Annotated in this window: 8 protein-coding genes and 1 tRNA gene; 5 read left to right on the plus strand and 4 right to left on the minus strand. The window is 66.9% G+C overall.

The window, feature by feature from the left end; translation table 11 throughout:
• The first annotated feature begins 15 nt into the window (after nucleotides 1–15).
• The 3 genes from AA23TX_RS31695 to AA23TX_RS31700 all read left to right on the plus strand — a co-directional run bounded on the left by AA23TX_RS31695 (nucleotide 16) and on the right by AA23TX_RS31700 (nucleotide 2232).
• Nucleotides 16–906, plus strand: coding sequence for a LysR family transcriptional regulator (locus AA23TX_RS31695; protein ID WP_155547432.1), 891 nt, complete (start codon nucleotides 16–18; stop codon nucleotides 904–906).
• A gap of 134 nt (nucleotides 907–1040) precedes the next feature.
• Nucleotides 1041–1118, plus strand: a complete 78-nt coding sequence (locus tag AA23TX_RS51030; protein WP_225440239.1) for a tryptorubin family RiPP precursor — start codon at nucleotides 1041–1043, stop codon at nucleotides 1116–1118.
• 61 nt (nucleotides 1119–1179) lie between these two features.
• The gene (locus AA23TX_RS31700) at nucleotides 1180–2232 is read left to right on the plus strand and encodes a cytochrome P450 (RefSeq protein ID WP_155546430.1); all 1053 of its coding nucleotides are present in this window, start codon (nucleotides 1180–1182) and stop codon (nucleotides 2230–2232) included.
• Here AA23TX_RS31700 and AA23TX_RS31705 read toward each other — a convergent pair.
• Nucleotides 2204–2593 (minus strand): cellulose-binding domain-containing protein, encoded by a 390-nt coding sequence (locus AA23TX_RS31705; RefSeq protein ID WP_230862785.1) that lies wholly within the window; start codon nucleotides 2591–2593, stop codon nucleotides 2204–2206. The two genes, AA23TX_RS31700 and AA23TX_RS31705, sit on opposite strands and share 29 nt — an antisense overlap.
• A gap of 636 nt (nucleotides 2594–3229) precedes the next feature.
• On the opposite strand from AA23TX_RS31705, the gene AA23TX_RS31710 reads away from it, so the two are divergent.
• Nucleotides 3230–3313 (plus strand) — tRNA-Leu (locus AA23TX_RS31710).
• Here the strand turns inward: AA23TX_RS31710 and AA23TX_RS31715 are convergent.
• Nucleotides 3278–5281 carry a recombinase family protein gene (locus tag AA23TX_RS31715; protein WP_230862786.1) on the minus strand — a complete coding sequence of 668 codons (2004 nt, stop codon included), beginning with the start codon at nucleotides 5279–5281 and terminating at the stop codon, nucleotides 3278–3280. The two genes, AA23TX_RS31710 and AA23TX_RS31715, sit on opposite strands and share 36 nt — an antisense overlap.
• Before the next feature lie 573 nt (nucleotides 5282–5854).
• Here AA23TX_RS31715 and AA23TX_RS50345 point away from each other — a divergent pair.
• On the plus strand, nucleotides 5855–9871 hold the full coding sequence (locus AA23TX_RS50345; RefSeq protein WP_230862787.1) for an adenine nucleotide alpha hydrolase family protein: 4017 nt from the start codon (nucleotides 5855–5857) through the stop codon (nucleotides 9869–9871).
• On the opposite strand, the gene AA23TX_RS31725 is transcribed toward AA23TX_RS50345, so the two are convergent.
• Together AA23TX_RS31725 and AA23TX_RS31730 are read right to left on the minus strand one after the other, a co-directional pair.
• The gene (locus AA23TX_RS31725; RefSeq protein WP_155546431.1) at nucleotides 9852–10001 is read right to left on the minus strand and encodes a hypothetical protein; all 150 of its coding nucleotides are present in this window, start codon (nucleotides 9999–10001) and stop codon (nucleotides 9852–9854) included. The two genes, AA23TX_RS50345 and AA23TX_RS31725, sit on opposite strands and share 20 nt — an antisense overlap.
• A 162-nt stretch (nucleotides 10002–10163) precedes the next feature.
• A complete protein-coding gene (locus AA23TX_RS31730; RefSeq protein ID WP_155546432.1) occupies nucleotides 10164–11516 on the minus strand; it encodes a hypothetical protein in 1353 nt (450 codons plus the stop codon).
• Nucleotides 11517–12070 lie beyond the last annotated feature (554 nt).

Consider the following 12070-nt stretch of genomic DNA (forward strand, 5'->3'; position numbering starts at 1 on the left):
TAGATGGGATCGATGATGCGGGACTTCGACCTCAACCTGGTGCGCACGTTCGTGCTGCTCTACGAGACCCGCAGTGTGACCGCGACGGCGGAGTCCCTGCACGTCACGCAGCCGACGATCAGCTACAGCCTGCAGAAGCTCCGGCGCCGGTTCTCCGACGAGCTGTTCCGCCGCACCGGCGGCGGCCTGGTGCCGACGACAACCGCCCGCGCGCTCTACGAACCGCTGCACAGCGCGCTGTCCGGCATCGAGACGGCGGTCAGCGGCGCGTGGTCGTTCGACCCGTCGACCGCCCGGGCGGCGTTCACGCTCTGCCTGTCCGACCTGGGGGAGATCTCGCTGCTGCCCCGCCTGATGGCGGCGCTGCCCGAGCGCGCGCCCGGAGTGAGGCTCACGGTCCGCCCCCTCGACGTCGCGGGGGCCGCCGACCAGCTCGGCCGGGGTGAGATCGACGCGTTCATCGCGTCGCCGCTGATCAGCTCCCAGCGCGTGGCGCGGGTCCCGCTGTTTTCCGAGGGTTATCTGGGGATGGTGTCCCGCGACCATCCCCGCCTGGGCCCGTCGGTGTCGTTCGACGAGCTGGCGGCGGAACGCCACGTGACGGTGTTCGGCCCGACCGGCCACGACGGCCCCCGTCGCGCGCTGGAGGCGTGCGGGCTGCTCGACCGGGTGGTGCTGGAGGTGACGCGCTTCGCGGCCCTGCCGTACCTGGTCCAGGACGGCGAGCTGGTGGCGATGGTGCCGCGGCTGGTGGCGGAGGTGTTCGCGGCCGAGCACCGCGTCCGGCTGTTCGAGCTGCCCCTGGAGGTCGAGCCGGCCCAGGTGTCGGTGTACACGCGCCACACGCACGCGCGCAGTCCGGCGCAGCACTGGCTTGTGACATTCATGCGCGAAGTGCTCAGCTGATTTAACACGCATTTTTCTTGGCGCCCCATTCGCGCCTAAAGATCTGGGCCGAACGTGTAGTTGTTCGTGCTGAACCGATCCCGCACTGCCTAGGGTCGATCACGGTCCTGACAACCGAGCTAGGGAGGAATCCGGTGAAGCTCGTCCGCCTGGTCAAGAAAGCGCTTCCCAAGAAGAGCCTGAAGGCTTACGCCTGGTACGGCTGGATCTGATCACCGCGGCCGGTCCCGGCCACCGGGACCGGCCCCGTTCCCCCTTCGAGGAGTGCCGAACGTGGTCATCGCCCCCGCCCACCGCGCGGTCGTCTTCGCGCCCCGCCTGGAAGACCTGCTGCGTGACCACCGTGACGACGGGCTCTTCCGGCTCGAACCGGACACCGTCGGGATCGCCGACCCGGAGCTGATGGACGCGGTGCTGCGCGCCCGCCCGGCCAACGCGGAGGAACGGCCGACGTTCAAGCCGGTGCTGGGCCGCCCGGTCACCCGAGCCGAGTCCGCGAGCCTCATGCAGGCACTGGGCGCGGACGTCCGAGCGGCGCTGAAGCGGCCCGCCGACCGGCCCGACCTCACCGGCGCGTGGCCGGCCGTACCCCACGACTACCTGCGCCGATTCGTCTTCGGACCCGAGACGCGCCGGTTCCGCGTGCTCGTCGACCGCCGCCTCGAGCTGACGCCGAAGCTGACGTGGTCGGCCGTCACCGCCGGCGCCGCGCTGGTCCGCCCCCCGGCTCCGGGCGTGGAGCTGTCCACCCTCGCGCGGCAGGTCCTGGAAGCCGGCACCCTGGCCGAGCGGCGGTTCCGGATGTACCTCTACCGCCGGGTCGCCGCGCCGATCTGCTTCACCGTGGCCGCCCTGGTCACCAACGCGGTGTGGCTGGGCGCGCCGTTCGACGACGACGTCCCCAACGAGCACGTGATCAACGAGGCGCTGCGGCTGCTGCCGCCGTCGTGGAACATCCTGCGCGTCCGCTCGCCGGAGTTCACCGAGGTCGACGCCCGCATCACCCCCGGCGACGACGTCCTGCTGCTGCCCCTGCTGAGCCACCGCGCACCGAAGCTCTGGGAGGCGCCCGACGAGTTCCGGCCGCGGCGCTGGGCCGAGCTCGACGCCGACCGGCACCCGGGCTACCTGCCGTTCGGGCACGCCACCGAGCGCTGCTGGGGCCGGCACCTGGTGCTGCCGCTGGCGAGCCGCCTGCTCGACGTGGTCCGCGCGGAGGGGCTGGTGCCCGACCCGCACCGCACCCGCGCGCGCGTCGAGCTGGACGGCCTGCTGGAGCTGGCCGACGTGAAGATCGTCAGCCCACGTCGCAGCGGGCGCCGTTGAGGGTGAAGGCCGTGGGGGCGGGGTTGCCGTGGTCGAAGGCGCCGTTCAAGCCGGTGCTGACGGTCGCGCCCGGCGCGAGGGTGGCGTTGTAGGACTCGGCGTTCACGGTGACGCGGGTGCCGCTCTGGCGGTACTGGCCGTCCCAGCCGTGGGTGACCCGCTGGCCGGCGGTGAAGGTCCAGGAGAGCGTCCACGGCGAGAGCGTCCCGCTGCCCTTGTTGGTGATGGCGACGCCGGCGGTGAAGCCGTCGTTCCACTGGTCGGTGACGGAGAAGCGAACGACGCAGGTGGCAGCCTCAACGGACGGCGCGGCTTTCACGGGCGCCTGGGTCGGGGAGGACGACGCGGTTTGCCGCAGCACGGTCGGAATCGGGGTAGGACTCGGTTCGGCGGAGGTGGGCGTCGTCGAATGCGGAGTCGTCGCGGGCGCGAGTGAGCCCGGCGCGAGTGCGGCCTGCCGCCCGGGTGAGCTTTCGGAGGTGACGGCGATGAGAACAAGGCTGCCGAGCACGACAAGGGCACCACAGACGGCGGAGAACCACCGAACCCGCCGCCCAGCCCGCTGCTGACCCGCGGCGGCGTCACGAGCCCGCTGCTCGAGACGTTCCCGATAGCCATCACCGGTGTCCTCATCCCGAGCACCGGCGGCCTCGACGGGCCCACCGAGCGACCGCGGAGTGGCCCCGGTTTCCCGCAGCAGCTCATCAACGGAGACCTCAAGATCCCGCCGCCGACCGGCACGCACCATCCGGATCCTCCAGTTCCGCGACCCGACCGGCGAATCCTAGGAATCCCGAGGCGCTCTTGTAAACCACTCAGGTGGACGCCGGTGGCCGGAACGCCCGCCGATCCCGGGAGCGAGCCGAACAGCCCGTTGCACTGCGCTGAATCGATGCAGCAGGCTCGAACCGAAGGATGATGCCAGAGTCCCCAGGCGGCCTGATCCAGACCCCCCTGAAGGAGGGGGCGGAGGAGCCGTATACTCTTTCTTCAGCAGGTCCGAGTGGCGGAATGGCAGACGCGCTAGCTTGAGGTGCTAGTGCCCTTAACGGGCGTGGGGGTTCAAGTCCCCCCTCGGACACTTCCCATAACCCCAACTGTGCGCATCGAGACTAGTCTCGATGCGCACTAGTCGTTTTCCGGGGTGGTAGGTCGCGTGCAGCTGGAGCTGCCGGTAGACCTCCGCCTTCCGATCGGGGTCTGCGGCGGCCAGCACCGACCTGATGTCACCCAGGCGCTCGACGAGGTTGCGGATCTGGTCCTTGGTCATCCGGTGCTGCGGGGGCCGAACCTTGATCCGCGCTGCGGCTTCGGCGCGCCGGGCCTGTGTTTCGGCCATCCACGCGGCCACGAGTTTCGGGTCGGCGCCGGCTTCGAGAGCGGAGCGGTGACGTTCGAGGACGCGGTCGCATTCTTCGATCGCTTTGGCGGCCGCCATGGCGCCGAGATCCACGTCGAGTTCCGGCTGGCCATGGTGCAGGGCGTCGACGGTCTCGTTGATGCGATGGGGTGCGAAGCAGGTGCTGAGCCATCCGTCGAGCGGTCCGAGCAGGTCGCGTTCGGCGAGGTAGACGTTGCGCGGGTGCTCGGTCTTGTTCGCCAGCCCGTACTCGTTCGGGTAGCGGCAGCGATAGAACAGCTGGTCGCGGGTCTTCTGGCCCTGCATGCGTCGCTCGCAGATTCCGCAGTGAAGGAGCCCGCGCAGGACGTAGCGGTGCTGTGTGCGTGTCCGTTCCCTGGTCTTGCGCCCGGCGCCTTTGGCGGCGGTGATCTCCTGGGCCTGCTGGAAGGTTTCGATGTCGATGATCGATTCGTGGACGATTTGCTCGGAGAAGATCCACTTGTCGCGGGTGTTCCAGCGCATCTTGGTTTCGTGGCCGAGGCCGACGTCTTCGACGTCGATGAGGACTTCGTCTTTGCGTTGCTTGTTCCAGACCTGGCGGCCGGTGTAGCGGGGGTTGGTCAGGATGACGCCGACCGCGCCCTTGGCCCAGGCCATGCCGGTGCGGTGCCGGTTGCGGGCGGGGTCATTCGCGGAGGGGCAGGGGATGCCGTCGCGGGTGAGTGCCTCGGCGATGGCGAACTTCCCGCGGCCGGCGATGTACTCGGCGTAGATGCGTTGTACGACCGGCGCGGTGGCGGGGTTGGGTTCGAGGCGATGCAACCGTTTGCCTTCAGCGGCTTTAGCTGGATTAGGGTGCGGCCCGGCGTCGGCGAGCCGGTAGCCGTAGGGCGGTCGGCCGCCGAGGAATCGTCCTTCGACGGAGGCTTGGGCGGCCATGGCGGCGCGGACGCGGATCTTGATCCGGTTGCGTTCGCCCTTGCTCATCCCGCCGAAGACGGACATGACCAGGTCGTGGGCTTCGGACTCCGGCTCGATCGCACCGCCGACTTCGGGCACCCACAGCCCGACGCCGTAGTGAACGAGGACGGGGAAGGTGAGGCCGTACTGGTTGCCGTAGAAGGCGCGCTGGGGTTCGCCGATCACGATGGCGTCGAAGCCCCGGTCAGCGTCGCGCATCGCCACCAGCAGCCGAATCGCCTCGGGCCGCCGCTTCCAGGGAATCGAGCGGGACTGGCCGATGTCGAAGAACTCGGCGACGATGTCGCCGTGCTTGTCGACCAGTGCCTTGGCCCGGGCGAGCTGCCAGTTCCGTGACGCCTCCGGGTCCTGCTGGTCCTCGGTGGAGACCCGACCGTAGAACGCGAACCGCATGATCAAGCCGCCTTGTCCGCATCGAGCAGCAGCCGCAGCAGAGCGCCGGCGGCGCCCTGCGTCAGCTGCGGCGGGGACGCCGGCAGCAACACCGCGGGTGCGACGTCGTCGCGCCGACGCCCAGGGCGAGGCCGACTGCCGGCAGCGTCCTGGCGGGCCGGCGGTCGTGAACGGCGCGGTGCTGCGCTTGACCGCGAAGAGGTACTCGGGGAAGTCGTCATGTTCGCCCCAGGGCTTGGTCGGTGTGCACGGATCGTCCACGACACCGTCGTAGCTGCCAGAGGGGAAGTACCCGCTCAGGTCGACTTCGACGATGCGTGTCTCGCAGACCAACTCCGCTCGAGAAGTAGCGAGGAGACATCACGACACCAAGTTGTAAAGATCATCCGGCTCGATGTCGCCGCCGTCCAACGCCGGGATTGCCCCGGGCCGGAACCCATCGCCGTTTCGTCGCCATCCGACAACGGAGCCCTTGCTCCGCGACGATGACCTGTGCCTCTGACCTGCGTGTTCAGGCGGTGCGCGGAGGCATCGTTACCCGGTGACCTCTTCCGTATCAGGGATGTGCAATACCTGACTTGACCAGGCTAAACGCGCGCCATTGCAGGTTGTAGGCTTCTGTTCCTTCCGTAGGGGCACATTCGGCATCGTTGTTTCAGTTTGCTGTCGCCGAGCGATCGCCAGATGAATCGGACTGGCAGTACAACGCGTTCTCGTGACCGGCCGGCCGATGAAGGCCCAGGTCATTGGTCCAGGGCCCTGATCGAGGTGGGCATGATCCAAGTCGGCGACCGCAGGGTCGAGCCACCGATAGACCATGCTCGAGGTGCCGCCATCGAGGAGGTCAAGCGCGGGGCCTCCTGACGCCTACCTATAGTGATGGTCGGTCTCTGAGAGTGAGGTGTTGTGGTTCTCGATGGAGTGAGCCGGTTTGTGGTACCGGCAGAGAAGCCGGTTTTGCTCGATGGCGACGGCTTTCTCCTCGCGCCATCGGATCCGAAGTGGGGACTGGGAGATGCGGTTCCACCGGTCCCTGTGGCCGAACTACCCGCCGGAGGGACGAGTTTCGCTCTGTTGGCCGCGGGTGGGGCAGGCAAGACCGTCGCATTCACCGAGTTCGCCAAGACCGAGCAGGACGCGCGGTTGATCGATACCGCTGCTCTGACGATCGAAGGGCTCGAGCGGGAGCTGGACGACGCGTGCTTCCACGAATCCGCTGTTTACCTGGACGGCCTCGACCAGGCGGCGTCTGTGGAGCCGCGCCTGTTCCCGTGGCTGGAGCGCTACCTGACCGCGGCCGCACGCCGGACGATGCACTGGCGGCTTGCCTGCCGCGCTGCCGCATGGGATGCAGTGCTCGGCCGAGCGCTGTTCCAGGAGTTACCCACATTCACGGTGTGGAAGCTGGCTCCGCTCGACCGCGGCGCGGCGGTCTCGGCGATCGAACGGACGGTCAATTCACCCGAGTTCGACTCCGCGGCGTTCATGTCGGCGCTGATCGAGGCCAAGCTGGGCCGACTCTCCGGCTGCGTGGGCCAGCTCATCGCCGTGGCACGATACTGGAACACGCAGGGCGAGCTCCCGCGGAGCGCGTCGGACGCCATCAACTTCGAGATCGAGCATTTACTCCGCGAAACCAACGAGCGCATGCGACCACTGCTTCCGTTGGACCGGTCGATGCGGCTGGCCCAACGGCTCGGTGCCTTCACGACGTTCGCTGGGAATCAAGCACTCACCGTCGCGGCGGTCGGGGATCGGGCGACGCTCCCGGTCAGTGAACTGCCGTCGGACGCGGAACCGGACCAGCCTGCACGCACGGTCGAGCCCGCTGACTACCGGGCCGTGCTCGACACGGCGTTGTTCGACTCCGGGCCGCCGGGATCGGTGGTGTTCCGCCATCAGCGTTATCTCGAGTACCTAGCGGCTGCCTACCTCGTCGAGCGGGGAATCCGCGCCGGTCAGATCCCGGTTCTGCTCGGCGTGCACGCCAACGGTTTGCTGCCGACAGCGCGGATCGGCATTGCATCCTGGCTGGCCGCGTTGGCACCTGACCTGGTTGCAGGGTTGATTGCCGGCAACGCGGCGATGTTCGCCTCGACGGCCGCGGTGGTGGAGCTGCCCTCCGACGAAGTACGAGCGGCGGTCGTGAAGGGCTTGCTCGAAGCAGCGGCCCGAGATGACGTGGAGCCGGACTGGCGGCTGGACCGAGCTGGCCTTCTCCACGCGGGGCTGGCTGAGCAACTGGCGGAGTATCTCCAACTAGGCCCAGCGAACGATGCGCAGCTGTGGTGGATCGCCCGGCTGGCCGCTGCAGGCGGCTGTCGTGCGGCCGCGCCTGCGCTGGCACGCGCTGCACTGGAGTCGGAGTGGTTCGGCTACGCGCGCCGAGCGGCTGTCGCTGCCGTTGCCGAAATGGGAGAGGAAGACACGCTGCTCGTGCTGCGCGAACTACTCCTCGTGCCGGCCGACGCCGATCCGGATGCGGACAACGAAGTTCGCGCCGCGGTGATCGATGCCCTGTATCCCCGGTTGCTGAACACTGCGGAACTCACCCAAGCGTTGAGGCCGCACCGATCGATTCTGTACGGCGGTTACCGTCAGACTCTGCGAGATCTGCCAGGCCGAGTTCCGGCCCACGACCTCGCTGAGTTCGTTGCTTGGTTGGCTGATCACGCGTGGCACAGCGACGTCCGTGATGACGACCACTTCGAGGACCTCTATGCAGGCGTGATCGAGAGAGCGTGGCAGCAGGTAGACGACGATGCCGTTCGCGGTGGCTTGGCCCGGCTGATCGTCGCGTTGGTCCGCTCAGGCCTGTGGCACCGGCCGTCGGCCCGAATCAAGCGGTTTCCCTGGGCAGACGGTGCACCTGAATACCGCCATGCATTGGCCGTCGATGCCGCAGCCGTAGGGGAGGAAACCTGGTATGCGGTTCTAACTCTGGGGCTGCTCGTCAATGGCGACGCTGGCTGGCTTCTCGACACACTTCCTTCCGCCCCGCCTCAGGCAGCAGGTGTATTGACGGACTGCCTGCCTCAGCTGCTGCACGATCCGTCAGCGGCGCTCGTGGAGCGAATTCTCGAGCTGGCCCCGGATCACCCGGCTTACGACGCCACGGCGTTCCTTCGTGCTGAAGTCCGGATCGACGACGAGTCGGTGCAGCCTCAGCGCCACATGGCCGCTGAAGATCACGAGTACCAGCGAGAGCAGCTTGCTCGGCAGGAGCAGGCTCGAGAAGAACTCCGCGCCGTCCTGACATGCTTCGACACCGAGCCAGAATCGTGGTCGCGTGTGCCGTGGTTACTGGCCGCCGGCGGGGGAAACCACACCGACATCGACGAGGCCACCGCGCCCGACCTCACCCGGCGAACCCGCTGGACTGAACTCGGTGCAGGCGAACGTCAGCTGATCCTCGCCGCAGGCCTCGTCTACCTGCACACCCACCGACCCGCAGCACAGACCTGGTGGACTGCGAAATCGTGGACTTCCGGGACAGTGTCGCCGGACTGGTCAGGCGTCTACCTCCTGGCGACGCTGGTCGAGCACTTCCCGGAGCTGCTTAACGAACTCCCCGATGGGGTATGGGCGCGGTGGGCATCATCGATCATCGCCACCCCGGCGTTCGGTGGTGATGACGCAATCGAGCCGCGTCGTCGTCTGCTCGACGCAGTCCCGGCCGCGGTCAGGCCACGACTGATCGACGCCGGCGTCGAGCACCTGGCCGCTCTCGACGCCGCAGGCGACTCCCTGACTCCCCATGCCATCTACGTCCATCTCATATGCGAGATTGCTCCGGCCGTCGCCGAGCGACTCCTCGCCACATCCACCGAGACCGTACTCGCCGGTGAACTTCTTACTCTGCTGGTCAAGCACGGTCCTTCGGAGACCGCCCTGGACGTCTGTCGTCGGCTCATCGAAGCGAGGTCGCCACTCGCTCGGCTCGCTCAGGCTCATCTGGCTGAACTCGACCCCGACACGGTGATCGACGCCCTTGCCGCGGCGACTCCGCCGCCGGACGAACTGGCAGAAGCGGTCCGAAACCTCAACGTCGCTTTGCTCGACCCCGCACACCTCGCCGTAGCCGCCCGCCTCCTGCTAGACACCCACCCCTACGCCGAGGACCCGCCTCTCAAGTCCGGCTTCGCCTATTCCCCGCACCATCACGCCAGCGATGTGCGCCGGCACGTCTTGGAGCGGATGGCGCTGAACGGCCAGAGCGAGGAACTTGCGAACCTGAGCGTCGGCCGTCCGGAAACCGACCAGCAGGCCGTGGCCTATCACCACCGCATTGCCCGGGCCCGCCAAGCCGACCTGGCGCTCGGCACAACTTCACCTCGTTCGCTGCTGAACCTGCTCCGCCGCGGCGACGCCCGCCTGGTGCGTGACGATGCCGACCTCCAGCACGTCCTGCTGCAGCAACTCGACGAACTGCAGCACTACCTCGCTGCGGCGTGGCGGGAGATCTGGAGAGGCGACCGGCCCCGAACCGAGGACGACATCTCCGACTGGCTCGAGCGCAGACTAGGCGAACGCCTCGACGGCGTGATCGTCGACCGCGAAATTCAGGTGAAACGTGACCGCCCCGGAATCGGCACCCGCATCGATCTCACCGCGACCACCAAGACGATGGGCGGCGACACGGCGAGGGTCCTCGTCGAAGCCAAGCTCGTCGACAACGGCGAACTCGACACGGCCATGCAAGCCCAGCTGATCGACAGGTACCTCGTCCCGCTAAAGCGCCGTTACGGCATCTACCTCGTCTACTGGATCACGCCGACCCAACGCCCCGATGGATGGTCGAAGACCAAAGCGGCGGACAAAGTGGCCTTGGAACGCGACCTTGCCGGACAGGCGCGGCGTGCTGCCGAAGCTGGCTTCCGCATCGCGCCGTACGTTCTCGACATCAGCCGACCTCTTGGCTAAGCCTGCCTTGAAGACAAAGGCAGGTTGGCCGCGGACGCATGGTGGCGAGTTCGCGGGCGTTGACGGCGACTTCGATGACGATCACCCGCAGGTCGTCGTTGATCGGCGTGGCCCGCTGTTCGGTCGGCATTCTCGTTAGGGGTTTAGTGCGCTCACCGGCGAGTAGATGCGCAGCAAATCGATGCCGGCTGCTCGACATGCGCCAAGCCCAACCGCTTCGGTGCAACGAGACGCGGTGTCCGCCGAAGCTCAGCGAGGTCAGCCGGCCTCGGCAGATGAAGCGGACGAGCGACTATGCCCACACCTGCCATTCGTCGGTGAACAACGGCCAGGGATGACGTCCGGTATTGTCGGCGTCGAGCAGTTGCTTGACGCTTCTCGCCCAAGTCGGCAGATCAGCCATCTCGAACAGCAGTCGGTGCTGCATCTCAACCCACCGCAACTCGATGGTGCGCGTGCGGGTATGTACGCGGAGGACCACCTGTTCCGAATCGATGACCTCCTGATCGAGTGGAAGTACACATTCGGCAGCCAGACCGGCATCGTCAAGCGCGGCCAGTACCGAGTCACTGGACATCGTCACGATGAACATCGCGTAGTCGGCGATCAGCCTGGTGCACAGCTCGGGCGACAACGGGTAGATCGCCCACGGCGGCATGGTCGGCGAGCGCGCTACCATGTCATCGGTTCGCGCGTACACCAGTTGCCCCTTGCCCAGGATGCGCGCACGCTTGGTGGCCTGCAGATGTTCCGCTGCTGTCCGGTCGATGAGTTCCTGTTCGGACCACAGCTCGTAGCCGCGGACGATGTCAGTAGTGACGAGCGATCTGCCTCCGGGGACTTTCATCCCCTGAACTCCGCGCCGGCGGGCGAGCTCGAATGACCGGCCGAGCAGGTCGAGGTGGGTCTTGTAAGGGATATCGAGCTGCACCAGCCGCCCGGGAAGCTTGCCCGGCAGGGGACCACCGGAACGAATGGCTTCCTCCGCCATGCGCTGGCGGCGAAGCTGCTTCACTGTTCTGCGGTCGGGCTTGCGGCTGGTGTCGGACTTAATCTCGTGCAGGTACGCCTCGTACTCGCTGCCGACTTCCTTGAAAGACGTGGCGTCACCGATGCTCAGGCATGTGGTCAAGTCGTGGAGCAGGACGAACCGGCGCTCTTCCCGCCACCACTCGGCCAGGAAGGCGAGCTCTGCGGCAAGGCCTTCCTTGCCGGCCATCTGGCCGGGGGGTTGGTTACGTGAAAGCGCGATAATGACCCGCCGGTCGTAATTGAACATGCGCCAGGCCAGCGCATCGGCAACCGAGCGAAGCTGGCGATCGACACGCTCACACACGTCGATCTCAAGCTCCCAAGTCTCAGGACTGCCCGCAGGCTCGGTAGACCGCAACTCGGGGGCATCGGCAGGTACGGTCTTGCCTTGCCGAAGCAGCTTCGCGACCCGCCGGCACGCCGTTCGGTACTCCTGAACCGCGAGCACCTTCGCGAGCAGACCTTGTTGGAAGGTGAAGTAGTCTTCGGCGCTTCGGCACTGCCTCAGATCCTTGATCAGCTGGGCAACCGTGCCGACCCCCTCCTGGTGTACGGGGTGGAGGAAGATCCGATTGGTGCGTTCGAGCGGCATGGCATTGAGCAAGGAGGGCACGCGGTAGCTTCTCACATCAGGCGACCGGCTTCGCGAGGTTATCGACCCCGGCGTCGGGTGAGCCCGTTCACCTGATCAGTCAGTTGAAGAACTTTGTCGCGCCAGCCGTTGTAGGTCCGCCTATAATATACGATTCGTAGGGTTGATTGCCGAGTCGGAACAACAAAGACACGCTGGCAGCGGCACGGGCCATAAACGCGGAGGCGAGGATCAGGGTGCTGTGAGTCGACAGTAGCGCTGTCGGTTTGCCGTTGTCGACCCGTCCGGGCAACTTCTTCGGTTTTGATGTCGGGAATACCTCAGCTCCAACCGGCAGACGTGAACAATACGCGGCACGGGTGATCAGCCGTTATCGCCGCAGGTCAGCCTGTCAGGCAGCGCGCCGGTCCATCGACTGCAACGCGTTACAAATTGCGGCCGGCACATGACGGCCGGGCGCCGTCCTTATAGGAGTTGTCAGGGGTCGCACCTCTCCGGCCGGTCCGCGTCACTCAGTCCGGACCTGCCCGATAATCGCCGCGTTCTCGCGAGGTGCTGTGCATTAGTTTCTCCGT

It is taken from the genome of Amycolatopsis camponoti (assembly GCF_902497555.1).
GTDB classification, from domain to species: Bacteria; Actinomycetota; Actinomycetes; order Mycobacteriales; family Pseudonocardiaceae; genus Amycolatopsis; species Amycolatopsis camponoti.

Coding starts and splice junctions, on each gene's coding strand:
- AA23TX_RS31695 (WP_155547432.1), top strand. CDS start 16: ATGCGGGACTTCGACCTCAACCTGGTGCGCACGTTCGTGCTGCTCTAC.
- AA23TX_RS31725 (WP_155546431.1), bottom strand. CDS start 10,001: ATGCCGACCGAACAGCGGGCCACGCCGATCAACGACGACCTGCGGGTG.